Raw genomic sequence first — 25,595 nt, 5'->3', positions numbered from 1 at the left:
GCGGTGCAGAGGTTGGTCTTGCCCGAGAGGCAGCTTTTGCACTGGCGGCGCTCGGGGGTGTAGAGCGGGATTACGTGGTCGCCCGGCTTTACGCTCGTCACGCCCACGCCGACTTCACGGACAATGCCGGCACCTTCGTGGCCCAGCACGCTCGGGAACAGCCCCTCGCTGTCTAAGCCGTCGAGCGTGTAGGCGTCGGTGTGGCAGATGCCTGTGGCCATGATCTCGACGAGCACCTCGCCCACTTTTGGCCCCTCCAAGTCAAGCTCCACGATTTCAAGTGGCTGCTTCGCCTCAAATGCTACAGCCGCACGGGTCCTCATATACGCTTCCCTTCCTTTTGCCCTCTCTACATCAGATGCGAATGTGAGATAATATGCCTCTTTGACAACGCATCATTGCAAGACGGGGATAGTATGGACACGTGGATCGGATTCGAGGAGGCTGTCGCTGTGGCAGACGTGGGCACGTTCGTCGGCGCAGCGCGGCGGCTAAACGTGTCTACTTCTCATGTTAGCCGGGCCGTGAACCGGTTAGAGCAGCGGATGGACGCGCAGCTGTTCAATCGGACAACGCGAGTCGTCACCCTTACTGATGTCGGCCGCGCTTTTATCGATCAAGCACGGAGCGTGCTTCAGGATCGGGATGCATTGCTGGCGCTGGCCAAAGGCGACAGCGAGCCCTCCGGCGAAATTCGGCTGACCTGCTCAACCACGCTCGGCGAGCGGTATGTTGCCCCCATTGTTCGGCGATTCGCCGAGCAGTTTCCGGCCATCCGGATCGACTTCGAGCTGTCGAACAGGGTTGTCGACTTGATTGCTGAGGGGTTCGACCTCGGAGTGCGCACCGGCGATGTGAACGACGCTCGTCTCATTTACCAGAAGCTCGCGACGCGCAAACTCCACCTTTGCGCAGCACCTGCTTATCTTCGCCAAGCAGGCGCACCGATCGATCTGGCAGAATTGACAGAGCACGAGTGCCTGATTGGTGCGAGCACGACATGGCATTTTAATTTGGAGGGGATGGAACGTACGATCACGCCGCGCGGTCGATGGCGATGCAACAGCGGCGCAGCAATTCTGGACGCTGCTATTGCCGGGTTGGGGATCTGTCAGCTCCCTGGGTTCTATATTCATCAGGCGGTGGCCGACGGCAGACTGGTCACGCTGCTTGACGCGTTAGAACCGCCCGAGCAAGCGATCTGGGCCGTTCATCCACCGCGGCGCCAGTTGCTGCCGAAAGTTAGCCTTCTCGTCCAGCACCTGCGGCGCGACTTACGCAAGCAGATGTTTTCGGCGCGCGTCCAAGCTGGAGCACGCCCGAGCGAGGTGCGCACAGCGCATCTTTTGGAGCTAGGTGTGAACGACCGCGCTGGCGAAACCTAATCGCCTCATCGCACGCTCTGCTCCCCGGTCCGGTGGCCCTGTTGATGCACTGGGCTCTGTCGCGGCAGTCTGATCGCTGAAGAATTTGCCCTCAGTTATCCATCGCCTAGATATCAGCGCCCGCCGCAATCCCGGTGTTGTTACGGGAGTATCAATCGCGCTTGTATGCGTCGGCACTATAGCGCGCTGAGCCCGCGATCAGATCCTCAAGCACCGATCTTAGACCGTGGCGCGCTTCCGACCGATTGAGCAGCGTTAGCAGACTGCACCTCGCCTCGAGTAGGAGCGTTCCACACTACGCCATGTAGAGTCAAAGCCGTTCGATGATGGTGACATTGGCAACCCCGCCGCCCTCGCACATGGTCTGCAGGCCGTAGCGGCCGCCGCGCGTCTTGAGCGCGTGAATCAGGGTCGCCATGAGCTTGGTCCCGGACGCGCCCAGTGGATGGCCGAGCGCGATCGCACCCCCATTTACATTCAGTTTCTCCGGATCGGCGCCGAGAGCCTTGAGCCACGCCATCGGAATCGACGCGAACGCTTCGTTCACCTCGAAGAGGTCGATCTGGTCGAGCGTCATGCCGGCGCGATCCAGCGCCTTTCGCGTCGCCGGGATCGGCTCCTCAAGCATGATCACGGGATCGCCGGCCGTGACCGTCAGGTTCACGATCCGGGCGAGCGGGGTAAGATCGAAGCGCTTCAGCGCCGCCTCGCTCACCACCAGCGCGCCGGACGCCCCATCGGTCATCTGGCTGGCATTGGCAGCGGTGATAGTGCCGCCTTCTTCCAGTGATTTCACCTCCCCAAGAGAGGTGAGCGTTCCGCCACGCCGTACGCCATCATCGGTGTCGAACACACCCTCGGGGGTTTGGACGGGCACGATCTCGCCCTTAAATGCGCCGCTATCGATTGCGGCTGCGGCCTTGACGTGGCTGGCGAGCGCATATTGATCCATCGCCTCACGCGTGAAGCCATATTTATTCGCGATCGCCTGCGCGCCGTGAAACTGGCTGAAGTCGGCGACGCCATAGCGATCTTGGATCGACTGGGGCCACGGCCCAATGCCGAAGCCGGCTTGGGAGTGCAGCTGGTAGTTTGAGCCCATTGGCACCCGCGTCATGCTCTCGCAGCCCGCCGCGATGACGATATCCTGCGTGCCCGACATCACCGCCTGGGCCGCGAAGTGCAATGCCTGCTGGGAAGAACCGCACTGGCGGTCAATCGTTACTGCTGGCACGCTGTCCGGAAGCTTGGATGCGAGGACCAGATTGCGCCCGAAGGCGAACGCTTGCTCGCCCCCTTGCGTCACGCAGCCGACGAGAACATCTTCCACAGCGCCCGGATCGATGCCCGTGCGCTCAACAAGCGCATTGAGCACGGTTGCACCAAGATCGGCTGGATGCATGCCGATGAGTCCGCCTTTGCGCGCGCGGCCGCCGGCAGTGCGCAGCGCTTCAACAATATAAGCTTCCGACATGACTGCTCAGTCTCCTTTGAAATTTGGCGGAGCGCTGTTTGTGATGCTGCGACAGTCATCGAGGGGAACTCGTCATCGAACACCGCCCCGAAGACTCTGTCATAGCTTCCCTTGACCAGCATGCCAGCGGCGCGCCGGGGTAACGGGTGCTCGACCGGTGGCAGGCCCTTCCCTGGTTAGCTCCGCCAGCGTGATCAGCTTGTTCGGGTCCGCCTGTTTGAGGTCGTTCCGGCGGGCCACCATTGTATCAGCGCGGTGCCATCGGGATGGCGCCTTCGAGGCGGATAACCTCGATCGATCGTTGAGATCAACAATCGCAACTTTAGCGCCCTGCCTTGCCAGAGCACGCGCGGATTACCCACCAAGACCCGTGGCGCGGCCGATGACGGTCGCAACGGCCTCAAAGTTAATCGAGTTAGCCCCCTAGACTTGATACGCAGGACCCTGCAACGGTCCAGTTCTGCAGGAATTGTGTCAATGATCAGCTGATGCGTGTTACCCCCTTACCCGTCAAGTGACTTACGTCCCTGGTCTTGTATTCCATCATGGCTGACCCTACCCCTCTCTGCCTCCGGTCCATCCAGTCGCTTCTGAAGCGCGCTGTATTGTGCAATCAAGTGCCAGAAGTAGCTTTCCCGCGAAGCCCGCAGTCCCACATGTGGACCTCAAGGGGAATAACCTTTCGCTGATATGCGGTGGTTCAACGTAGCGGTTCAGGCTTGCAAACTTGGAGATTCTTCGTAAAAAAGAGCTTGTGGCGGGCAGGCCCTTAGAGGTCGTGCCAAATGCAGAGCGAAGAGCGTATTCTCAGGATCAGTGAGGTCTTGCGACTAACGGGTTTGAGCAGAGCAACAGTCTATCGAAAGATCGCGAACGGCACGTTTCCGAGACAGATGTCTCTGAGCGAAAATGCGTCCGGTTGGCACGCGTCGGAGGTGTCTCGCTGGGTTGCTAACCCAGCGGCCTACCGGGTCGTTGCGTGCGCCTCGGGTTGACCGACCGGGAGTGCCGTGGATCGTCGGGAAGATGTCCTCCGCTCTTTACTGTTCCGCTTCTGCTTCGTCTTGATGACCTCTTCTGTGAGCAAATTGGCCCACGCTGCCAACGCATGCTTTCTGGGTTCGTACATCTCGGACCGGTTGTAGATCCGCATGACCTTGGAGCGCGTCGCCGTCGCAATATGATTGAGGATACGATCCGCCACTGCCGCATCGATCTGAAGACGGTCGCAGGCATGGGTATTGAAGGTGGTTCGCAAGTCGTGGAGCACCCAATGAGGCATTTCCTCGGCTTCCTCATCAGCTTCAAGCGCAGCCCGTTTCCGTGAGGCACTGATAGCTTCGTCGAGACGCTTACGCGCCTTGCTGAAACCCGAGACCGACGTTTCAGAGGTCGTTGTGAATACGAAAGGCGAGTCGGTAGGTCGATCCGGGTGGGCAATGGCAGCCTTGATGATCGAGCGCGACAGTGCGGAAAGCGGAACACGGAGCGCATTCTTCTTTTTTGTTCGGTCGCCAGGGAGTACCCATTCCGCATCGTCCGGACGCTTGTCATCTCCAAGCGACAGCTCAGCCACCTTCATTGCCGCGATTTCTTCCCTCCGCATCGGCAACGTGATCAGAAGCTGGATTAGAGGCCCGAATGGATATCCGAGTGCAGCCGTCGCAGTCCAGATCTCCGCCAACTCTGGAAGAGAGTGATACCTATCTCGCTCGTTCTCCGCCGAGGGCTTCCTGATGGTCTCGGCAACATTGCCGTCCACGAACTCTTCATCGACGCACCAACTTAGGAAGGTTTTCAAGTAGGACAATTGACGATTCGCAGAGACAGGGGCGATTTTCGCACGGTCACGAATTCGCTGAGCGAGATCCGCCCTTGTGAGCGACCGGATAGATTGATCTTTCAGCTCCTTCAAAACGCCTTCTCGACCATCAAGAGCGCGGCGCACGCCTGATCCGCGGTCGAGGAGGGCCAGCTTGTTGGTTTCGTAGAGATCGAGAGCATCGGCCACCGAAGTTGAAGGCGCAGCGTCCTCCACAGGAGAATCGCAGGTGGCTGCCCCATCCCGTTCATCGGCCGAACGAGCAGTTGGATCTACTCCCGTTCGGATTGCATCCTTCCAAGCCGCAGCCGTGGCCCGCGCCTCTTGAAGTGTCATGCCCACTTCTGATCGCTGATACTGTCCAATGACCCGGCGGGTTGGCTGTTTTGACGGAGGAAACCGCGCAACGAGGATGAAGGAGATGTTCGCAGCCCTGCCCTTGTGACGCCCCTCGGCGACCACCTTGCTACCGACCCTCACCCGCAATCCGCTGACCAGCGTGTCCGCAACCTCATATTGCGGGGCAACGACGGCCGGCTTTAGATTGTCCAACCATCGGGGGGTAAATTCGACGCGGTCCATGGGTGAGAAACTCGCATGAAGGGGGGTTTGGGGCAATAATTTTTGGCCACACTTTTGGCCACACATTCCCTGCGCTTGGGTGAGATGGTGAGCAACAACGTGATGCAGAGCCTGGCGTTATCCTGTTATTTTACAGTAATTTAGTGAGATTGGGTGAGACAGGCACCTTCATCCGGCAACAATCGGGTTTACACGCTCGAAACCCAGTGCTAACAGCACTTTACCACCTGATAATCCTCGGATTTCTGGCGTTTTGGACACATAGCTCAGTTGGTAGAGCAGCTGACTCTTAATCAGCGGGTCCTAGGTTCGAGCCCTAGTGCGTCCACCATATCTTTTAGCCGACGGCATCAGCCGAAAGCCGGCGTGGACGCATAGCTCAGTTGGTAGAGCAGCTGACTCTTAATCAGCGGGTCCTAGGTTCGAGCCCTAGTGCGTCCACCAGATTTCCCCGATGACTTGATCCTGATCGGCATGTTTCATGCCTGGCACCGGCTCCCGGTCCTTTTTCCCCGATGTTCAGACCGGCAGCGCGGTCGTGAATTTCGTCATGGACAGGGCAAAATGCGAGGCCGCCCCCGCAACCGAAGGATGGCCGAGCAGCGTCATCATCAGGAAGCGGTTATAATCGGCGACGTCGGCGACGACGACGCGCAACAGATAATCCCATTCCCCCGACATGGAGAAGCATTCGACGATTTCCGGCCGGCTGTCGACAAACTGTTCGAAGGCGCGGCGCGCCTCCTGCGCGTGGCTGCGCATGCGGATGTTGCAGAGGACGTTGACGCCCCGTCCCACCGCTTCAGGATCGACCAGGCGGACCGTTCCGGCCAATATGCCCGCCCCCTCCAGCGCCTTGATACGGCGCCAGCAGGAGGCGCTGGATGCTCCCACCCGCTCAGCCAGTTCCGCATGGCTGAGCGTGGCATCCTCCTGCAAGGCTGCAATGATCTTCCGGTCGATGGCATCGATCTGTCGCTCTGGTTTCATGGTTGCAGGATAAACGCCTGTTCCGTTTCATCCAAGAGCGTTTCTGCCCGGCACCCAATGCGTTCGTTCAGGCGCGATTGCCCAAATCCCCTTTCTTTTTCGGCCAGCCGGGCTATTCTGACGACAGGTCGCATCATGATGGCCGGGATTGCGTGAATGATCGACCTTTCTCCTCAACCGCAAGACAAGGGTTCCGGATCGGGGGCCGCCCATCCCGCGCCCGGTTCCGACCCTGTGCGCCACGAACGCGAGGAGCGGAAACGCGTAGGACCCCGGTGGCTTCCCACCCATGACGTTGCCGAGGGCGCGGTCCGGCGACTGTCGCGCTGGGCCGGGCCCGTGGCGCTGCTGGCGACGCTCTGCTTGCTGGGCTGGTGGATAATCCACTGATCCTGCTCATGATTCGGACCGTACGGGTTTCCGTTCATCGATTTTCCGTCATGCCACAGTTTGACCTGTCTTCAGGTCGTCGCAAATGCGGGGCGGAGTGTCCTTCAGAATAAACGGATCGTCGGAAAAGCGGGTCCGGGCATCCCACAACCGATTGCCACCCTGACTCATTTCTGCGCTGCTGCTGCGCAACATAATCAAAACGCAGCGGATGTCTGATGGTTAACACACTGCCGACCGGCGGTGCCCAGTTTGACGTCAAGACACAAAAAGGGTTGCAGATGTCGAAAATTGATCTGGCGATCGAAGGTGTCCCCAGTCGCCAGCCTGCCACGGCCGCGGGGCAACGGAACGCACGGCTCTGGCTGTGCCTGCTGTTGTTGCTTGCCGACATGATCGCGCTCGCCACGGGCTTTGCCCTGGGGTTGCGCGCTGCCGGCATGCCATGGCTGGCGGACGGGCAATGGCAACCGCTGGCTGGCGGGATGATCGTTTATGCCGTCCTCGCTTTCCATAATCAGGCGTATAACCCCCATTGCCTGACCCGCATGACACAGTCCTGCCGCAGCGCGACCATGGCCTTTGCAGGAACATTGCTGATCTTCCTGCTTGTGGTCTTCTCCCTGAAGGCAACCGGACAGTTGTCCCGCCTGGGCGTATCGGCCGGAATCCTGTGCAGCGGAACATTGCTGGTGCTTCAGCGCCTGCTGATCGTGCAGACTGTTCGCCGAAACTTTGCCGACGGGCTGTTCGCGCAACTTCTGATCATCGACGACGGGGTCGTTCCCGACGATGTCAGCGGCATGGTGATCGTGGATGCCGGCGCGATTGGGCTGAAGGCCGATCTGGACGATCCCTATATGCTGCATCGGCTGGGCACATTGCTGCGCGACTATGATCGCGCGGTGATTTCCTGTCCGGCGGAGCGCAAGGCCGACTGGGCGCAAATGCTGAAGGGCGGAAACATTCTGGGCGAGATCATCGTGCCGGAACTGGACCCGATGGCGCCGCTGGCCGTGCAGGCCTATCGCGGCACGCCCACGCTGGTGGTGTCGCGCGGACCGCTGAACCTTGCCAACCGGGCCAAGAAGCGATTGCTGGATATCACGCTGACGGTGCCGGTGCTGATCCTGCTCGCGCCGCTCATGGCGGCGGTGGCGGTCCTCATCAAGCTGGACTCGCCGGGGCCGATCTTCTTCCGGCAGGAGCGGATCGGGCGCGGCAACATGCTGTTCCATATCCTGAAGTTCCGCAGCATGAAGGTCGAACAATGCGACAGCGCGGGGGCCACTTCCACGCAGCGCGACGATAATCGCATCACTCGCATTGGCGCCTTCATCCGCAAAACCAGCATTGACGAGCTGCCGCAGCTGATCAACGTGCTGCTGGGAGAAATGAGCCTGGTGGGGCCGCGCCCCCACGCGCTGGGGTCGACGGCCGAAGAGCAGCTGTTCTGGCAGGTCGATCGGCAATATTGGCACCGCCATGCGCTGAAGCCGGGGATTACCGGGCTGGCGCAGATCCGGGGTTTCCGGGGGGCGACCGAAACGCGGCGGGACATATTGAACCGCGTGGAAGCGGATCTGGAATATCTGCATGGGTGGAGCCTGACCCGCGATATCGCGATCCTGTTTGGCACGGTGAATGTGCTGGTTCACAAGAACGCCTATTAGAGCCTCGCGACTCGGAAAAGCGCGCAGGACGCCGCGAGCGGAAAAAGGTTCCGCGAAAAAAGCGTCTTTGACGACGAACCGTCAAGAAAAACGGTTCGTCGTTGAAAACAACAATCCAAATCAACAATTCGTCGCTGCCCGACCGTCATATGCGACGAATGGATGTCCCCGGCCACGGCTTCCCAACTATTTGTTAACCGCGAAATCGGATATGATCGTCATCACCAATCGGCGGCGGGAATATCGACGTGGCGGAAGATTTTGCAGCGGTTGCAGTGGCACCATCACTGATCGAAACGGCGGACATGCATCGGGACGTTCCGATGCGCGTCGGCTCCGTCACCATGGCCGATCGGGCCGAGCGCGGCGTACAGCTGGTTTCGCGATGGGCAGGCATTGTCGCGTTCGTCGGAGCGATAGCGGCCATTGGCTGGCTGATCATCTGAAGCGGAATCGGCGCGGCTTAGCTTTCTCCCAGATTAACAGCTTCGTGGCGCGGCGGGATGACCCCGGCGCGCCCTCTTTTGCGATGAACCGAGCCGTTGTTTTGACACGACAAGCTGCTTTCCAGGCAGTGGTTTTACGGTGAAATCCTTCTAGCATGCCCCTGATTGCTGCAATGCAATAAGGGTCGATTGGTTTTGAACATATATAATAATCCGCGATTGCGGCGGCGCTTTCACGCGTCCTGCGATCGAGAAGCTTTCTGGTCACGCAATTGCCTGACGGCAGCCTTAAGTGGTGCGGCAATGGTCGCGGCCATTCCCGCAATCGTGCATGCTCAGGAAGATGACGGCACGACTGAGCCAAAGCGCGTCGCAAATGCTGCCGAGGAGAAGAGGATCAAGGATTACGGCCTTCATCTGACGGCAGGTCTTGATCTTCTGTACGATGACAATGTCTATCGCGTGGACGATCGCGTCGAAGACACCACCGGCGACCTGATCGTCACGCCTTCGATCGAAGCCACCTATGGCATGCCGATCGGGCGGCACGACATTCTGTTGCGCGGAAAGATGGGCTATGACCGCTTCATCTCCGAAGGCCAGCGCAGCAAGTTACGGCTGGATACAGAAGCGAAGGCGAATATCCGCTTCGGCGCCACCTGCCTGATCACGCCGCGAGCGGCCTATCGCCAGCAGCGCGCCGATTATGGTGACATCAATTCGGCCACCGAAAATCTCCAGAAATTCTCGACCATCGGCGCGGACTTCACCTGCGAGCGGCCGGGCCTGTTCCCGGTGGCGAGCTATGAGCATGACACCACGCGCAACGCCGATCAGTTCGATTATGCCGACCAGACCAGCGACAGCTTCATGGGCGGCATTGGCTATTCCATGCCGAGCCTGGGTACGCTGACCGCTTATTATGAGCGGGTGAACAGCAAGCGTGACACGCTGGGGATCGAGAACCGGATCAACAGCTATGGCCTGCGCTTCCAGCGTTCCGTTTCCCCGATCACGCAGATCGACGCCGATGTCCGCTGGCTGGACGTCAACAGCGACAGCGCGGCGGTGGGCAGCTATAACGGGCTTGGCTGGAAGGTCAGCCTGTCGACGCAGGCCATTTCGCGGCTGAAGCTGACCGCGACGACCGAACGGGCGATCATCAACGACAGCCTGATCGCCAGCGGTTTTGCCATTGACACCAGCTACCGCATTCAGGGCGAGTTCTCGATCTCCGAACTCACATCGGCGGGGCTGTACGCGGAATGGGACCGGCGCAGGTTCCGGCAGGATGCGGCACTTCGTCCCTATTCGATCACGGCTGACCGTAATCGTCGGTTCGGAGCGCTGCTGACGAGGAAACTTTCAGACCGTTTCGATCTTACGCTCGATGCCCAGCATTATATCCGCAGAACCGACACCAGCGTTTCCAACTATAGCGGCACGCAAGTGACGCTTGGTGCAGCTCTGCATTTCTAGATCCTCACATTTTGGGAGCCAATGGCTGTGAAAGCTGAAACTCTCGTCAAATGCCTTTCCGCCTTGCTGATGATTGCGGGGCCGGTAACGGCGATTGCACAAAATGCCGCGACGACTGCGGCGAGCGCCGGCTATCAGCTGGGGCCGAATGACGAACTGAAGATATCCGTCTTCGGCCAGCCCGACCTGTCGACCACCACCCGCATCAAGGAGGACGGCACCGTCGTCCTCGCGCTGGTGGGACCGCTGACGGCGAAGGGCAAGACGACCTCGCAACTCGCCCAGGATATCGAGGCGGGATATGCCAGCGGCGGTTATCTCACCAAGCCCTCGGTCAGTGTCGAGGTCAGCAATTATGTCAGCCGCTTCGTCACGGTCCTCGGCAATGTGCCGCAGGCGGGCAATTACCCACTCGACCGCGACTATACGGTGGCGTCGATGCTCGCCAAGGCAGGCGGGTCGACCAAGGATGGCGCCAATGCCGTCATCCTGACGCCTGCCGACGGCAGCGGGCCGGTGCGCATTTCGCTGGCCGACATGGCGGCGGGCGCGATGCGGCCGCTGAAGGCGGGCGACACGCTGTTCGTGCCGCCGGCCGAGAAAGTCTATGTCTACGGCCAGGTCCAGCAGCCCGGCGCCTTTTCCTATGTGCCGGGGCAAAGCTTCCGGCAGGCATTGGCGCTTGCCGGGGGACCGACGCTGGCGGGTTCAACGAAACGGATAAAAGTCCGGCGGGAGGGGAAGGAAATACAGGCCAATCTGGACGATCCGGTGAAGCCTGAAGATGTCCTCATCATCCGGGAGAAGCTGTTTTGACGACAATCGATCAAGGCTTCATGCAACAACGCTCCGGTCTTTTCGACCGCTTCCTGTCCCTGACGCGCAGCACCGAAAAGCGCGGCGAGCGCGTCATTGCAGACGATGTGCCGCTGCATCTGGACGTGCCCGCGCTGCCCGGATTCCGACAGGATGCGCTGTCGGCCGAGCCGGAACATCGACCGCTGTCGATGAGCGCCATGGCCGCGCCGATCAAGCCGATCAGCCTGCGCCGCGACAGCATCTACGCCGCCTTCAACACCGCCATGCCGGTGACGGATCGCCATGGCTTGGCCGGGCGCAACAGCGAGCTGGAAAAGCTGGTCGAGGCGATCGTCGTGCAGCGCAAGCATGCCGTGATCTTCGGCACGCGCGGATCGGGTAAGACCTCGCTCGCCCGCGTGTTCGGCGATCTGGCCGATGAGGCGGGCTGCATCGCGCTTTATGGCTCGGCCAATGGCGAGGCGGATTTCGATTCCCTTTTCCGTCCCTTCCTGACCGAACTGCCGATGAGCAGCGCGGGACAGGAACGGGCGCGCAAGATGATGGGCGAACCGCTGGACGTCTCCCGGCTCTCCGCCTTGCTGGTGGAGGAGGTGCGAGAGCGTTCCATCCTCATCATCGACGAATATGACCGGGTGCAGTCCGACACGGCGAAGCAGGAAGTGGCGACGCTGCTGAAGCTGCTGACCGACATCCACTCGCCGGTGCAGGTCGTGCTGGTGGGCATTGCGAGTGATATTGACGGGCTGATCGCGGCCCATCCCTCGCTGCGCCGTCACCTCGCGCCGCAGCGGGTCGCGCCGATCCCCAAGCCGGAGCTGGAGCGTCTATTGCTTGCCTGCGCCAATAATGCGCGCCTCGCCATCGATGATGATGCGCTGGACATGCTGGCGAGCGCGGCGATGGGTTCGCCCTATCATGCACGCCTGTTCGGCATGTCGGCGGCGCTGGTGACGGAAGCGGGCGGGCGCGATCGCATGGTGCTGTCCGATATCGAGCAGGGGCTGGTGTCCGCCCTTGATGATTGGGAGGAGATGAGCGGCCAGACCTATGCGCTGTTCCGCCGCATCCTCTGGGAAGCCGGTTCCAGCCGCAAGATGATCGCGCTGGCCGCCGTGGTCGCCTCCCAAATGTCGGCCATATCCTATGAGCGGCTGGTGAATCTTGGCCATGAAGTGCTGGGCGGCGGGTCGATCAATGAAGGGCAGGCGCGTGACGCCATGGCGCGGTTGCAACCGGCGCTGGTCCCGACGCCCAATGGCGAACTGTGGATGTTCGAAGATACGCTGGCGCCGCAATTCCTGCTGCTGATGGCGAAGCAGCCGGTGCAGAGCGCGCCGCCTGTCCAGACGCCCGCCGAGGAAATGCGCGCGCTGCTCAAGGGAGTGGACGGGCTATGACCATGAACCCGATGGATTTGCTGGCCGCGCTTCAGGCGCGCTGGCGCAGGGCGGTGATGATCGGGGGCATATTGTTCCTGATGATCGCGATCGCCGCTTTCATCCAGCCGCGGCAATATATGGGCACGGCCTCGCTGCTGCTCGACCTGTCGCAGACGGACCCGACCGACACCAGCAGCGCGCAGGGCGTCAAGCCGGATACGGATTCCATCCTGGGCACGCAGACGGACATCATCCGCAGCGGCAAGGTGATGAATGCCGTCGCCAAGGAAGCGGGCTTCGTCGACGCCCAGCCGACCGACATGCCTGCTGACGCCCGGCTGCAAGCCGCCGCCGCTGTCGTGTCGAAGAACATGATCGTCACCACCGGGCGGCAGAGCAATGTGCTGCAAATCCAGTATCTGGACCCCGATCCGCAGCTGGCGGCCAAGGTCGCCAATCTGATCGCCAAGATATACATGCGCGAGCAGGTCGAACTGCGCGCGTCCCCTGCCCGCGGATCGGCCAAATGGTTCGACGAACAGACGCAGGAAGTGCGTCGCCGGTACGAACTGGCGCAGAAGAAGCTGTCCGACTTCCAGCGGGCGCATGACATCATCGGCATCAACCGCATGGACCTTGAGGCCGAGAAGCTGAAGAACATGTCCTATCAGCTGACGCAGGCGCAGGCGGAAGCCGCCGCTGCCCGGTCGAAGGCTGGCGCGGGCGCGGTGTCCGACATCGAAGGGTCGCTGATCGTCCAGAATTTGCAGGAACAGGTGGCTGAACAGTCCGCCAAGGTATCCGAACTGCAAAAGACGCTGGGTCCCAATCATCCGTCCATGGCGGCGGCCAATGCGCAATTGTCGGAGCTTCAGTCGAAACTGGCATCGGCACGCTCCAGCCAGGCGGGCGCGGTCAGCGCCAACAGCGTGGCGGCCAACCGCCGCGAGGGCGACCTCAAGTCCAACATGGCGGGCCAGGAGGATCGCATGATCCGCATGTCCGACGTGCAGGACCAGCTGATGGTGCTTCAGCGCGACGTCGATGCGGCGCGGCAGACCTATGACACGGTGCGCCAGCGCTTCAACGAAGCGGCGCTGAAAAGCCAGATCTCGCAGCCCAATGCCAGCCCGCTGGACGAGGCGACCGTGCCTCTGCTGCCCGCCAAGCCGAACATCATGCTGTGGCTGATCGGCGGGATCGCTCTGGGTCTGGTCGGCGGTGTCGCCGCCGTCATCCTCATGGAAATCATCCATCCGCGCGTTCGCTCGGCCGCAGGCGTGGCCCGCGCGACCGAAGTGGACGTCATTACCGAACTGATGCCGGTCCCCGTCCGTGGTGGCTGGTTCTTCAAACAGCAGGAGGCCGCATGAGACTGCGTTCCACGGCAGGCGCCCCGCCTCAACTGACATCTTCCGGCGGTCTTGGGGGCAGCAGCTCCACGCTGCGTCCCCGCGCTCGCGACAGCCATAATTTCGCCCGCCTCGCGGTCGAGCATGGCTTTCTGGCCGAAGCGGACGTCCACAAGGTCGAGGCCCATGCCCGCTCGCAAGGTCTGGCGCTGCATGACGCGGCAGTCGATCTGGGGCTGCTGAACCCGGAGGATGCCGGGATACTCGCGGCCTTGCAGGGTGGCTTCGCCCTGCTGCCTGAAGGGGACCAGAGGGTCGATCCGCTAGTGGTCGCGGCCTTCGATCCCGCCAATCCCTATGCCGCCAAGGTGCGCACGATCCGCGCCAAGATGCGCGCGGCGGCCAAGGATGGCGATCCGGCTTCGCTGCGGCTGGCGGTGCTGGCCATAGAGGCAGGAGACGAAGCGGCGATCATGGCCGCCAACCTCGCGGTCGTGCTGGCGCAGATGGATGGGCAGACGATGCTGATCGACGTCGACATGGGCCGGCCTTCGCTGGACCGGCTGTTCCGGATCGCCAACAAGGCTGGCCTTGCCGAGCAACTGATGGGCAGCGCGGCGCTGCTGCCCGCCGCCAAGACGGCGGTTGAGGGGCTCTGGCTGATGACCGCTGGCCGGGCTTCCGGCAGCGCGGCGAGCCTCATCACCCGCGGCCCACTGGCGGAAACGGCCAATGGCTGGGGCCTGCGCGACACATCGATGCTGTTCTACCTGGCCGAACGCAAGGGCGACCAGACGCCCTATGGCAGCATATTGGCGGGCTTCGACGCGGTGGTCATCGTCGCGCGGCGCGGCGATACGGCGATTGCCGACATGCGCCGCGTGATCGACGATCTCGACCGCCATGGCGTGCCCATTGCCGGGACGGTGATTGCATGAGCGCCGAACAGGCGCTGGCGCGTCGCCAGCCCCTTCCCTCGCCCGGTCTGGATCGGGATGAGACGGTCGCGAATGTGGGCGGGGTCGCCGTCTCCACATTGTCGCTCGACGCCCTGATCGGGAAGATGCTGGTCGAAGCGCCCCTGCGGCGGAGCCTCGACCACCCCCCTCTGCTGATATTCGACGCCAATGGGCAGGGCCTGTCGATGAACGCCAGCGATCCGGTTTTCCGGGCCGATATGACGCAGGCGGACCTGATCCATGCCGACGGGCAGATCATCGTCGCGGCATCCCGCTGGTTCGGCGGGCCGCCTATCGCCGACCGCTCCAGCACGACGGACATGTTCATCGACAGTCTGAAACCGGCGGCGGAGGCCGGCGTCAGCTACTACCTCCTCGGCGGCGAAGAAAAGGTGAACGCCGCCTGCGTCGAGAAGATCGTCACCATGGCGCCGGGCCTGCAAGTCGCCGGACGCCGCAACGGTTTCTGGAAGCCGCATGAAGAGGACGCGGTGATCGACGCGATCAACGCGGCGGCGCCCGATGTCCTGTGGGTCGGCACCGGCAAGCCGCGCGAACAGGCTTTCTGCGTGCGAAATCGGGACCGGATCAAGGCGGGCTGGATCGTCACCTGCGGCGGCCTGTTCAACTATATCACCGGCGATTATCCGCGCGCGCCGCTGTGGATGCAGAAGTCCGGGTTCGAATGGCTGCACCGCATGGCGACGCGGCCGAAGGAACTGGCCTGGCGCTATATCACCACCAATCCGCACGCGCTGTGGCTGATCTGGAAACACCGCCATGGCTGAAGCTCAGCTTGTGGGAGGCCGCGTCCAGCGCCTCGGCAGCCTGTTCGGCCGCTTTGGGTTGGCCAGCCTGTCATCGGCGGTCGTCTCCGTCAGCCATTTGCTGGTCCAGCTTTTTTCGATCCATCATCTGGAAACGGCGGCCATCGGCACGCTGGCCTTCCTGCTGGTGATCATCCAATTCGGCTACAGCCTGTCCAATGCGCTGGTGTCGACGCCCTACACCATCGCGGTGAATCAGGGCGAAGAGGCGGAGGCAAGGAATTTCGATTTCTTCTTTCCCGTCAATCTGATGCTGGCCGCCAGTCAGGGACTGATCTGCGCAGCGATCGCGTGGGCGACGGCCTCGCCCATGGCGGCCCTGCTGTTCGGCCTGGCGGGCACGCTGTCGCTGATCCGCTGGTTCGGCAGGTCCAATGCCTATGCGCATCACGCCCCGGCCCGGGCCGCGCGATCGGACATGGCTTATGCCGGGACGATCATTGCGGGCCTGCTGATCGCCATGCGAACGGGGGCCGACATGCCTGCCATTGGCGGCATGCTGGTGGCGGCGAGCCTGATGGGCCTCCTGCCCTTCGGCATCGCCTATGTCCGGCGGCATTTCGCCATGGGGCCGGGCCGGGCCTTGAGCGCCTATCGACCGGTGTGGAAAGAACAATCCGCCTGGACGCTGGTTGGCGTGCTGTCGACCGAAGCGACCTCCAATTCGCACAGCTATATCGTGACGCTGCTTGCAGGACCCACCGCCTTCGCGCCGATAGCGGTCGGCATGCTGTTCTTCCGCCCGGTCAATGTCTGCATCACCGCCCTCACCCAGTTGGAGCGCCCCCGCATGACCCGTGCCGTCGCGCGCGGCGATCATGACGCGGCAATCAGGTCGGAGCGCGTCTTCATGGCGGCGCTGGTCACGCTCTGGCTGGGCACCTGCGTCGTGGCCGCCATAGCCCTCTACGCCTTCCCCGGCCTCATCCTGAAGCCCACGCTCGACCACCGGCTTGTCATGATCGCGGTCGGCCTGTGCGCCCTCCTTTCCCTCGTCCAGTGCGTCCAGACGCCGATGAGCGTCATGACGCAGGCCCGCAAGGCATTCCGCCCGCTCGCCGCGCAGAGCATGCGCAGCTGCGGCGTCGGCCTCTTCGCCGTGACGCTGCTGGTGCTGGGCACGGCGCCGGTCTTTTCCATCGGCGGCGTCGTGCTGTCGCAGCTCGTCATGATGCTCGGCATCTGGCAGCTCGACCGCAAATGGCGGCATGACCAGCGGGAGGCCATCTGATCATGGCCACCAACTGGCACCGCAGCGGCTATGCCACGCCCGCATCCAGGACCGAGGGCAGCCTGAGCCTCGTCTGGGTCGCGCAGGTCTTCTACTTCGTCTTTCTGATGATGGTCTTCATCGGCCAGCAGCCCTTCGCTTCCCGCACGCAGGACGAGCTGGTGGCGATGGCGCAGGAAAATGACGGATCGGACCTGTTCAAGCAGGCGCTGTTCATCGGCTTCGCGCTGCTGCTGACCGCCGTGCAGATCATCCGCAAACAGCCGCTCAAATACCGGTTCACCTTCTGGCCGCTGGCGATCATGCTGTGCTGGTTCTTCATCACCTGCACATGGGGCGTCGATCCGTTCGTGTCCTTCAAGCGGGCGATGCAGCAGCTGATCGTGATCTACATCACCTTCTGCGCCCTCTCGCTGATGGGACCGGAGCGGCTGTTCAACGCCCTGCGCGCGGCGCTGATCGTGTCGCTGATCATATGCTGGGTGTCGCTGCCCCTGACGCCCGCCGCCGTGCACCCCCCGACAGAGAGCGACAAGGCGCTGATCGGCGCATGGCGTGGTTTCTTCTTCCACAAGAATATCGCCGGGGCAGTCATGGCCCTGTGCTTCATCGTCTGCGGCAATAGCTGGATCGATCGGCGCAAGTGGTATTACGCCCTGTTCGCTCTCATGGCCTTCGTCTTCGTGATCGGGACCAAGAGCAAGACTTCGCTGGCGCTTTGCATCGGCATGCTGGCGATCAGCAACATCTATCGCGCGCTGAGCGACAACACCCAGAAACGCGCGATCCTGCTCTTGATGCTTGGTTTCGGCATGGTCGGCTTCCTCGGCCTCTACATCGCCTATCAACCGACCATCGAGCGGCTGTTCGCGGACCCCACGGCCTTTACCGGGCGCGTGTCGATCTGGCGGGTGGTGTTCGATTATCTGGCCGATCACCCGTATCTCGGCTCTGGCTTCGGCGGATTCTGGCAGGTCGGCACCAATTCGCCTGCCCATGATTATCTGAACCAGCAATTCCAGATGCTGACCGCGCATTCGCATGACGGCTATCTGGAAATCTGGGTCACGACTGGCCCGCTGGGCCTGATCCTGCTGCTGATCAGCTTCCTTGCCCTGCCCGCTTACTGGTTCCTGACCGGTTCCACCCGCGAGAACCAGGCGCTGATGGTGCCCGCTTTCGCGATCTGGGTGTTCGTCATGTATCAGAATCTGCTGGAAACCAGCTTCTTCGACAAGGACCGGCAGGTCTGGGTGATCTTCCTCGCGGCGGTCGCGACCGCGCACGCCACCTTCAAGGACAAGCCGCGCCTCCAATGGTCGCGGCGGCAAATCCCACATCAGGCGGAGACTGCGAATGGCTGAAATCATCGTCTGCATCGCCACATGCAACCGGCCGCAGGGACTGCGCCGGACATTGGACTCGCTTGCCGCGCAACGGACGCAGCATAATCTGGAAGTGCTGGTGGCAGACAATGATGCTGCCCGCCAGGAAGGCATGGCGGTGGTCGAGCAACTCGCGGCGCAGGGCTATCGCTGGCCGATAGAGGCTCTGCTGGTGGCGGAGCGCGGCATTCCGCTGGTGCGCAATGCATTGGTCGCGGCGGCCCTGGCCCGGCCCGGCGTGACGCATATCGCCATGCTGGACGATGACGAAGCCGCCTCCCCCGGCTGGATCGATGCCCTGGCCGCATGGGATGCCGATGTGGTCGGCGGCGCCGTGCTGCGGGAAATGGACAGCGCCATCGCGCCATGGGCCGCGCGCCATCCGCTGCTCGCTCCCAAGCAGCGCGGCCGGTCCGGCCCGGTCGCGCTGGTCGACAGCACCGCCAATGTGCTGATGGCGGCGAGCGCGTTGCGCGCCATGGGGGATCGTCCCTTCGACGACCGCATGGCGCTGACCGGCGGATCGGACAAGCAGCTCTTCACCCGGATGCAGCGCCTGGGACTACGCTTCGCCTGGTCGGAGGAGGCGGTCGTCACCGAACTGATCCCGGCCAGCCGTGTCACCGCCAAATGGCTGCTGATGCGCGGCTATCGCCTGGGCATGACCGACATGATGGTGGAACGCTTCCACAAGGGCCGCCTGCACACGCTGGTGGGCGAAACGCCGCGCATCATCGCGGGGTTCCTCATCGGATCGCTGGGCGCCCTCACCACGCTCGATCGCGGCAAGCGGATCGAACGCCTCGGCAAACTGTATCGCGCGGCAGGCAAGATCGCCGGCCTCGCGGGCATTCATTATGAAGAATATCGAAAGGTGCATGGCGCATGAGCAATGCCGCCCTCCGCGACAGCCAACCCTTTTTCTCCGTCGTCATCCCGCTCTACAACCGGGCGGAGATTGTCGGGGACACTATCCGGTCCGTGCTGGCGCAGGACTGGCAGGATTTCGAGATCGTCGTCATCGATGACGGGTCGCGCGACCATCCCGGCGCCGTGATCGACGCCATTGGCGACCCGCGCATCCGCTATATCCGGCAGGATAATGCGGGCGGCGGCGCGGCCCGCAACCGGGGCATAGTGGCAGCCGATGGGCGCTATATCGCCTTTCTCGATTCCGACGACCTGTTTCTGCCGGGCAAGCTTTCCATCATGGCGAAGGCGCTCGCCGGGGACGATGGCAGCACGGTCCTCTATTCCCGCATGAAGGTGGACCGGGGCGTCGACCGATACTGGATCAGGCCTGAACGCGGCATTCGCGAGGGCGAGGATGTGGGCGAATATCTGTTCTGCGCCAACCAGTTCATGCAGACCAGTACGATGGTGGTGCCCACCGGGCTGGCAAGGCAGGTGCTGTTCGACCCGGCGCTCAAGAAAGGACAGGATCTCGATTTCTGCGTCCGGCTCCAGGGCGCGGGGGCGCGGTTCCGGATGATCGACCAGCCCCTGACCGTGTGGCTCGACGCCACGGAGGCGGGACGCACATCCTATGTGAAGGGCTATGAAACCTCGCTCGACTGGCTCGACCGCTGCGGCCACATGCTGACCGACCGGGCGCGGCGCGGCTATCGGGCAACGGTGCTGGCTTATCATATGGCCCCGATCAGGCCGGTGGTGGCGATCAGGGATCTGGCGGTCGGGATGGTCGCGGGCGGCGTCCCGCCCAAGGTGATCGCGCGGCAGGTGCTGCGCTCCTACCTTCCCAAGCCGCTCTACCGCTCGCTGGTCAACGGCTTCGTGCTGCGGTTCGGCAAGGCGGAAGCCGCCCATGGAGTCCGATCGTGATGACCGCATGGCAACCTCCCTCAAGTCTCAGGGCCGCAGCGGCGGTGCCGCTTTTTTCGGTCATCATCCCGACCTATCAGCGCAGGGACGCGGTGGTGGCCGCCGTCATCTCCGCCCTGGAACAGACCATCGCGATCATCGAGGTGATCGTGGTGGTCGACGGGTCGACCGACGGGACGGAGGTGGCTCTGGGCGCGATCAACGATCCGCGCCTGAAGGTCATCGTGCAGGAAAATCGCGGCGCGGCGGCGGCGCGGAACAAGGGCATCGACCATGCGCGCGCGCGCTATATCGCATTTCTCGACTGCGACGACCGTTTCCTGCCGCACCATCTGGCCGACCTGCTAGCGTTGCTCCAGGATAGCGAGGATGTCGTCGCCTATGGCCAGGTGCTGGCCGACCGGGGCGAAGGCCGCAATTTCCTGAAGCCCCCGCGCGCGATCGCGCATGGCGAGACGATGGACCGTTACCTGATGTGCGACCGGGGCTTCATCCAGACCAGCAGCATGGCGCTCAGCCGGACGCTGGCGAAAAGGGTCCGCTATCGCGAGGACGTGAAATTCGGCGACGACACCGATTTCGCCATGCGCCTGTCCATCGCCGGAGCCCGATTCCTGATGACGGAGCGGCCCGGCACCATTTGGGCCGACCGGCAGGCCGGGGACCGGCTGTCGCAGGTGCGCGGCAGCATAGGGAGCCTTGGCTGGCTCAAGGACCTGAAGCCCCACATCTCGTCCCGCGCCTTTTCCGGCTATATGGGCTGGCACGCGGCGAAGAGCATCTGGCCCACCAGTCGGCGGCAGGCGATACGCTATTATCTCGAGGCGGTCTGCCGCGGCGCCTTCGGGCCAAGAATGGCGGCAACGGTGCTGTTGCAGATCATCGTGCCGGACCCGGTCTACAGGCGCATGTCCGATCGCCTGATCGACCTGTCGCATATGATCGCCGGGAAAGGGGAACGGCTGTGATCGGGTCGGTGAAGCGGCGTGAATTCCTCGCCGGCGCTCTGGCGCTTGGCGCCTGTTCCCCCGTGCCGTCCAGCCGGGCGCAGGAAAGCGTCTCGCCCGAGGGGCTTGCCGCCCATGCGCGACGGTCGGGCCGCTATTTCGGCGCGGCGATCAAGTCCCGCCAATTGCGCGAAGATCCCGATTTCACCGCCGCCATCGCCCGCGAATGCGACATGGTGGTCGAGGAATATGAGCTGAAACGCGGCACGACCGAGCCCAAGCCCGGCAAATATGATTTCAGTGGCGCCGACCAGATCATCGCCTTCGCGCAGGACCATCGGATGCGCGCGCGCGGCCATGCGCTGGTCTGGTATGCGGCCCAGCCGCCATGGCTGGAACCCGCGCTGAAGCTGGCCAACAGCGCCGGGCGAGAGAGGCTGATGACCAGCTATATCGACGTCGCCATGCCCCGCTATGCCGGCAAGATCAGCGAATGGGACGTGGTCAACGAAGCCATCGAGCCCAATGATGGCCGCGCCGACGGCATGCGCGCCAACAGCATGTGGATGCAGGCGCTGGGCGAGGATTATATCGACATCGCCTTCCACCGTGCGCGGGAGACTGACCCCAGGGCGACGCTGTTCCTGACCGATTTCGGGCTGGAACATGACTCGCCCCGCTGCGAGCGGCGGCGGACGGCGATGCTGAAGCTGCTCGACCGGCTGATGGCGCGCGGGGTTCCGGTGGATGCGGTCGGCATTCAGGGGCATCTGAAACCCTATAAGGAAGGGTTCGATCAGGCCCGCTTCGCCCGCTTCCTGGACGATCTGCGCGGCTATGGCCTAGCGCTGTCGGTGACGGAATTCGACGTCGCGGACAAGGGCGGCCCGCCCAACCCCGGCAAGCGCGATGGCGAAGTCGCAGCCGTGGCCAAGGCCTTTCTGGACGTGGCGCTCGACAATCCGGCGATGCGCTCCATCCTCTGCTGGGGTCTGTCCGACCGCTATAGCTGGCTGTCCAGTTTCAAGGATTATAAATGGGCCGACGGCCAGTTGTCGCGCGGCCTGCCACTGGATGGGCAGATGCGCCGCAAGCCGTTGTGGGACGCCATCGCCGCCGCCTTCGATGCCGCGCCGCCCATCGGGAGAAGCCGCGCATGAGGATCTCCTCTCTGACCGGCCTGCGCGGCGTCGCGGCGGTATCGGTGCTGCTGTATCACATACCGCATAATCCGACGTTCGAAGCCTTTCGCCTGCCCCTGTTTTCGCGGGCCTATCTGGCGGTCGACCTGTTCTTCATCCTGAGCGGCTTCGTCATCTCCTTCGGCTATCACGACCGGGTCGTGAACCATCCGGGCCGGGCGAGCTATGTCGATTTCCTCGTCAACCGCATGGCGCGCGTCTGGCCGCTGCACCTGATCGTGACGCTGGTGTTCATGGCGCGGATCATCCTCAACGTGTCGGGCAATCAGGCGATCGCGCTCGACCTGCCCAATGTCGTCAGCAACATCTTCATGGTGCAGAGCTGGGGGTGGGGCACGGAGCCGATTGCGGGCAACAGCTGGTCCGTCAGCACGGAAGTCGCCGCCTATCTCATCTATCCGCTGATCGCGATCATCGCCTTCACGCGTTGGGCATGGGTGCAGGGACTGCTCTGCGTCGGCATATTGGCGCTGGTCGCCTCGTCCGGGCTGGGATCGAGCGGGCCGCTCGACGTCAATGACAGCGATACGGTGCTGACCCTGCTGCGCTGCCTTGCGGGTTTTTCGCTGGGCGTCCTCACCTATCGCTGCGCGGAAAAGGACTGGTGTAGGCGGCTGGTCGACCGGACGGGCGGCTTTGCCATTACCTGCGGACTGCTGACGCTGGCGCTGCTGTTGCCGGGCAAGGCCGATGTGCTGGTGGTCTGCCTGATGCCGCTGCTGGTGCTGAGCTGCTATTATAACGGCGCGGCGGCGCGGGCGGTGATGGCCAATCCGGTCAGCTTCCATCTGGGCCTTATCAGCTATTCCATCTATCTGTGGCATCCGCTGGTCCGCGACATGGCGGCGCGCGCCATGGGCGTGGCGTATAAACACGGCATGACCGGCTTCGACGGGCTGTTCGTGGCGGGGATGCTGGTCGCGACATGGCTGCTCTGCTGGGCGAGCTATGCGCTGGTCGAGGTGCGTGGGCATCGGCTCGTCAAATGGCTCCAGCGCGGCGGCCGGTCGCGCAAGCCCGCGCGGAAGGCAACCGCCTGATGCCTGCCATATGGATCGCCATCCCGACCTTCCGCCGGCCTGACCGGCTCGCGCATCTGCTCAAGACCCTGCCGGGCGTGGCGGGCCGCCATGATGTGATGGTTCTGGTCGCGGACAATGATCCCCACGGACAGGACGGCGCGGCCGTCGCGCAGCAACTGCAGGCAGACGGCTATGCCCTGCCCCTGACGCTGCTGACGGTGGGGCAGCCGGGCCTCTGCGCCGTGCGCAATGCCATTGCCGATGCGGCGCTCTCCGATCCCGCCATGCGCTTCGTCGCGATGATCGACGATGATGAATGGCCCCAGCCGGGCTGGCTGGACGCGCTGCTGATCTGCCAGGCGCAGGTCGGCGCGGATGTCGTCGCCGGGCCGGTCGACAGCTGCTTTGTCGGCCATCCGCCGCGCTGGGCCAGGGAAACCCTGGTCTTCCGTCCGGAAGAACGGCCATGGGGGGCCACACCGATGCTGTGGGCCAGCAACAACCTGCTGGTCAGCCGCCGGGCATTCGCGATGATCGATGCGCCCTTTTTCGACCCCCGCTTCAACCGCAGCGGCGGCGAGGATCTGGATTTCCTGGCCCGGCTTCGCAACGCGGGCGCGCGTTTCGGCTGGTCGCCCGATGCGCGGGTCAGCGAATGGGTGCCGGTGGAACGGGCGCGCCTGTCCTGGGTGCTGCGCCGCATGTGGCGCATTGGCTGCACCGAAACGATGGCCCGGCGGAAAGCCCTGCCCGGCCGCGCCGGAACGGCGAAGCTGCTCGCCCGCTCGCTCGCCATTCTCGCCCTGCGCACGGCGGGGCTCACCGCCATGCTGCTGCCCGGCGCGCGCCGCGTCGACATTGCCGGACAGTGGATCAAGAGCTGGGGGCGCCTCTATGCCCTCGCAGGAGGCGCCCAGAACCATTATGGCGCGCTGTAGATGCTGAAGCTCCTGATGGTCATGTCGCCCGAACCGTCGTCATAAGCACCGGTCGTCTTCACCGCGACGTCCATGATCGGATAGAAGCGGAAGCCCCTGAACGGGTTGACCGACTGGTAGGTTTCCACGCCGTCCACGAACCAGGTGATGTAATCGCGCTGGATATCCACGGCGAAGCGATGGAAATCCTGCGAATAGCCGCTCAGGCCATAGGCCTGCTGCGTCTGGATCGTAACCCCCCGCGCATCATAGCGGGTGCTGTTGGCGCCGACATGGATGGTGTGCGCGACATGCCGGTCGAAATCCCAATAGCTCTGATAGCCGAAGCCCTCGTAAATATCGATCTCCGGCGGCCATCCGCTGGTCGAAACCAGCCAGAAGGCCGGCCATGAACCCCGGCGGCTGGGCATTTTCGCTTCCCATTCATATTGGCCATAACCAATCTGCGACGCCAGGAAATTGCGGCCATCCAGCACCGACGACCCATAATACCAGGTCTGGCCGCCATAGCTGATCGGCGTCTTCAGCTTCTGACTGTGCAGCACCAGCCCGTTCGCGCCCCAATAGACCGGACCTTCGATGCCCGGAAACAGCGAAGAGTCGAGATACAGCCCCGTTTCCCCATTGGCGGTCTGCGTCCGGCCATTGGCAAGGGAGGTCGCCCAGCGATCCCACCCGCCATCGGGCGAGCGCTTATGCGTTTCCTTGAGCAATTCGAACTGGAGCGTGCCGGTCGCGGCGAATTTGCGCGGCTCGCGGAAGGTCCCCGTCGCCCTGGCGGTCGCTCCGGCCGTGCTGCTGGCCGTGATCGTCGCGGTCGCCTGACCCTGGAGGCCGCCCCAGGGCACCTCGCGCAACTTGAGCTGGAACTGCTGCCCATCCGTAGCGGCGATGATCGGCACGGCGACGCTCTGGACCAGTGGATCGCCCGGACGGAATATCACCACCGTGTCGACGGTCTGGTAGTTATAACCCGACAGCGCGCGATAAGTGCCCGAACCATTGACCGTGACGACGCGGGCGATCACCGTATTGGGCGTCGGCCGATCCAGCGTAACCGGCACATAGGCGACGCCGCTGCCGGGCCGGAAGCTGGCATTGCCCAGCGACAGCGTGGCTTTTTCCGGCAACCTCGTCCCATTGGCGAAGTCGAAATCGGAAAAATCCGAAGCCGTTTCCGCTGTGGTGGAACCACTCGCCGTCGACGTCGTTGTGGATGTCGAACTTGCGGTCGTGGACGACTGCGAAGTTGTGGTTGTTGTCGACGTCGTATTCGATGTCGATCCATTAGTCATGATCGTAGCGGCGCCCGCTGCGAAAATGCAAAAAACGGATATTCCGGCTCCAAAAATGGAGCCAGTCATTTTGACAGGCATTTTGCGACCCCCGAAGTTAAACCCCAATAGGGTCTTCTAAGAAGGTTAATAAAAACTTCCGGTCAATAACGA

At 62.9% G+C, this 25,595-nt stretch carries 25 protein-coding genes and 2 tRNA genes; 22 read left to right on the top strand and 5 right to left on the bottom strand.

The window, feature by feature from the left end:
* Positions 1-323, bottom strand: a 323-nt coding sequence (locus RUH75_RS15525) for an alcohol dehydrogenase catalytic domain-containing protein (RefSeq protein ID WP_313807583.1), incomplete at its 3' end; no start/stop codon positions are given.
* Between the two features lie 93 nt (positions 324-416).
* On the opposite strand from RUH75_RS15525, the gene RUH75_RS15520 reads away from it, so the two are divergent.
* Positions 417-1,385: a LysR family transcriptional regulator gene (locus RUH75_RS15520; protein WP_313807581.1), complete on the top strand. Its 969-nt coding sequence runs from the start codon at positions 417-419 to the stop codon at positions 1,383-1,385.
* Positions 1,386-1,695: 310 nt separating this feature from the next.
* On the opposite strand, the gene RUH75_RS15515 is transcribed toward RUH75_RS15520, so the two are convergent.
* Positions 1,696-2,859 (bottom strand): acetyl-CoA C-acetyltransferase, encoded by a 1,164-nt coding sequence (locus RUH75_RS15515; RefSeq protein WP_313807579.1) that lies wholly within the window; start codon positions 2,857-2,859, stop codon positions 1,696-1,698.
* 785 nt (positions 2,860-3,644) lie between these two features.
* On the opposite strand from RUH75_RS15515, the gene RUH75_RS15510 reads away from it, so the two are divergent.
* Entirely contained in the window at positions 3,645-3,854 is a 210-nt protein-coding gene (locus tag RUH75_RS15510) for a helix-turn-helix transcriptional regulator (protein ID WP_313807577.1), read from the top strand.
* Here the strand turns inward: RUH75_RS15510 and RUH75_RS15505 are convergent.
* The gene (locus RUH75_RS15505; RefSeq protein ID WP_313807575.1) at positions 3,824-5,263 is read right to left on the bottom strand and encodes a tyrosine-type recombinase/integrase; all 1,440 of its coding nucleotides are present in this window, start codon (positions 5,261-5,263) and stop codon (positions 3,824-3,826) included. The two genes, RUH75_RS15510 and RUH75_RS15505, sit on opposite strands and share 31 nt — an antisense overlap.
* A 255-nt stretch (positions 5,264-5,518) precedes the next feature.
* On the opposite strand from RUH75_RS15505, the gene RUH75_RS15500 reads away from it, so the two are divergent.
* Positions 5,519-5,594, top strand: a tRNA-Lys gene (locus tag RUH75_RS15500).
* Between the two features lie 37 nt (positions 5,595-5,631).
* Positions 5,632-5,707 (top strand) — tRNA-Lys (locus tag RUH75_RS15495).
* 75 nt (positions 5,708-5,782) lie between these two features.
* Here the strand turns inward: RUH75_RS15495 and RUH75_RS15490 are convergent.
* Complete coding sequence (locus tag RUH75_RS15490) at positions 5,783-6,253, bottom strand: Lrp/AsnC family transcriptional regulator (RefSeq protein ID WP_313807573.1); 471 nt, start codon at positions 6,251-6,253, stop codon at positions 5,783-5,785.
* 156 nt (positions 6,254-6,409) lie between these two features.
* Here RUH75_RS15490 and RUH75_RS15485 point away from each other — a divergent pair, with 156 nt between their 5' ends.
* The 17 genes from RUH75_RS15485 to RUH75_RS15405 all read left to right on the top strand — a co-directional run bounded on the left by RUH75_RS15485 (position 6,410) and on the right by RUH75_RS15405 (position 24,147).
* Complete coding sequence (locus RUH75_RS15485; RefSeq protein WP_313807571.1) at positions 6,410-6,643, top strand: hypothetical protein; 234 nt, start codon at positions 6,410-6,412, stop codon at positions 6,641-6,643.
* A 281-nt stretch (positions 6,644-6,924) separates the two neighbouring features.
* Complete coding sequence (locus RUH75_RS15480; RefSeq protein WP_313807590.1) at positions 6,925-8,316, top strand: sugar transferase; 1,392 nt, start codon at positions 6,925-6,927, stop codon at positions 8,314-8,316.
* 248 nt (positions 8,317-8,564) lie between these two features.
* Positions 8,565-8,762 (top strand): hypothetical protein, encoded by a 198-nt coding sequence (locus tag RUH75_RS15475; RefSeq protein ID WP_313807569.1) that lies wholly within the window; start codon positions 8,565-8,567, stop codon positions 8,760-8,762.
* 303 nt (positions 8,763-9,065) lie between these two features.
* Positions 9,066-10,241, top strand: a complete 1,176-nt coding sequence (locus RUH75_RS15470) for a hypothetical protein (RefSeq protein WP_313807567.1) — start codon at positions 9,066-9,068, stop codon at positions 10,239-10,241.
* Between the two features lie 27 nt (positions 10,242-10,268).
* Positions 10,269-11,057, top strand: a complete 789-nt coding sequence (locus RUH75_RS15465; protein ID WP_313807565.1) for a polysaccharide biosynthesis/export family protein — start codon at positions 10,269-10,271, stop codon at positions 11,055-11,057.
* The gene (locus RUH75_RS15460; RefSeq protein ID WP_313807563.1) at positions 11,054-12,460 is read left to right on the top strand and encodes an ATP-binding protein; all 1,407 of its coding nucleotides are present in this window, start codon (positions 11,054-11,056) and stop codon (positions 12,458-12,460) included. Before RUH75_RS15465 ends, RUH75_RS15460 begins: the two co-directional genes overlap by 4 nt.
* Positions 12,457-13,815 (top strand): GumC family protein, encoded by a 1,359-nt coding sequence (locus RUH75_RS15455; RefSeq protein WP_313807561.1) that lies wholly within the window; start codon positions 12,457-12,459, stop codon positions 13,813-13,815. Before RUH75_RS15460 ends, RUH75_RS15455 begins: the two co-directional genes overlap by 4 nt.
* Positions 13,812-14,732 carry a capsular biosynthesis protein gene (locus RUH75_RS15450; RefSeq protein WP_313807559.1) on the top strand — a complete coding sequence of 307 codons (921 nt, stop codon included), beginning with the start codon at positions 13,812-13,814 and terminating at the stop codon, positions 14,730-14,732. Before RUH75_RS15455 ends, RUH75_RS15450 begins: the two co-directional genes overlap by 4 nt.
* Positions 14,729-15,541, top strand: coding sequence for a WecB/TagA/CpsF family glycosyltransferase (locus tag RUH75_RS15445; RefSeq protein ID WP_313807558.1), 813 nt, complete (start codon positions 14,729-14,731; stop codon positions 15,539-15,541). The genes RUH75_RS15450 and RUH75_RS15445 overlap by 4 nt, the downstream gene beginning before the upstream one ends.
* Positions 15,534-16,811, top strand: a complete 1,278-nt coding sequence (locus tag RUH75_RS15440) for a polysaccharide biosynthesis protein (RefSeq protein WP_313807554.1) — start codon at positions 15,534-15,536, stop codon at positions 16,809-16,811. Before RUH75_RS15445 ends, RUH75_RS15440 begins: the two co-directional genes overlap by 8 nt.
* Positions 16,812-16,813: 2 nt before the next feature.
* Complete coding sequence (locus RUH75_RS15435; RefSeq protein ID WP_313807552.1) at positions 16,814-18,175, top strand: O-antigen ligase family protein; 1,362 nt, start codon at positions 16,814-16,816, stop codon at positions 18,173-18,175.
* Positions 18,168-19,085 carry a glycosyltransferase family 2 protein gene (locus RUH75_RS15430; RefSeq protein WP_313807550.1) on the top strand — a complete coding sequence of 306 codons (918 nt, stop codon included), beginning with the start codon at positions 18,168-18,170 and terminating at the stop codon, positions 19,083-19,085. Before RUH75_RS15435 ends, RUH75_RS15430 begins: the two co-directional genes overlap by 8 nt.
* Entirely contained in the window at positions 19,082-20,038 is a 957-nt protein-coding gene (locus RUH75_RS15425) for a glycosyltransferase family 2 protein (protein ID WP_313807547.1), read from the top strand. Before RUH75_RS15430 ends, RUH75_RS15425 begins: the two co-directional genes overlap by 4 nt.
* Positions 20,038-21,006, top strand: a complete 969-nt coding sequence (locus RUH75_RS15420) for a glycosyltransferase family 2 protein (RefSeq protein WP_313807545.1) — start codon at positions 20,038-20,040, stop codon at positions 21,004-21,006. The genes RUH75_RS15425 and RUH75_RS15420 overlap by 1 nt, the downstream gene beginning before the upstream one ends.
* Positions 21,007-21,014: 8 nt before the next feature.
* Positions 21,015-22,145, top strand: coding sequence for an endo-1,4-beta-xylanase (locus RUH75_RS15415; protein ID WP_313807588.1), 1,131 nt, complete (start codon positions 21,015-21,017; stop codon positions 22,143-22,145).
* A complete protein-coding gene (locus RUH75_RS15410) occupies positions 22,142-23,227 on the top strand; it encodes an acyltransferase (RefSeq protein WP_313807543.1) in 1,086 nt (361 codons plus the stop codon). The genes RUH75_RS15415 and RUH75_RS15410 overlap by 4 nt, the downstream gene beginning before the upstream one ends.
* Positions 23,227-24,147, top strand: coding sequence for a glycosyltransferase family 2 protein (locus tag RUH75_RS15405; protein WP_313807541.1), 921 nt, complete (start codon positions 23,227-23,229; stop codon positions 24,145-24,147). The genes RUH75_RS15410 and RUH75_RS15405 overlap by 1 nt, the downstream gene beginning before the upstream one ends.
* On the opposite strand, the gene RUH75_RS15400 is transcribed toward RUH75_RS15405, so the two are convergent.
* Positions 24,132-25,277: a family 16 glycosylhydrolase gene (locus RUH75_RS15400; protein WP_313807539.1), complete on the bottom strand. Its 1,146-nt coding sequence runs from the start codon at positions 25,275-25,277 to the stop codon at positions 24,132-24,134. The two genes, RUH75_RS15405 and RUH75_RS15400, sit on opposite strands and share 16 nt — an antisense overlap.
* Here RUH75_RS15400 and RUH75_RS15395 point away from each other — a divergent pair.
* Positions 25,261-25,563 (top strand): hypothetical protein, encoded by a 303-nt coding sequence (locus RUH75_RS15395; protein WP_313807537.1) that lies wholly within the window; start codon positions 25,261-25,263, stop codon positions 25,561-25,563. The two genes, RUH75_RS15400 and RUH75_RS15395, sit on opposite strands and share 17 nt — an antisense overlap.
* Positions 25,564-25,595 lie beyond the last annotated feature (32 nt).

The sequence above is a fragment of the Sphingobium sp. genome, assembly GCF_032153725.1.
Classification (GTDB): Bacteria; Pseudomonadota; Alphaproteobacteria; order Sphingomonadales; family Sphingomonadaceae; genus Sphingobium.
The sequence above is the reverse complement of the archived record's forward strand: the minus strand, read 5'-3'. Positions and strand labels throughout refer to the sequence as shown.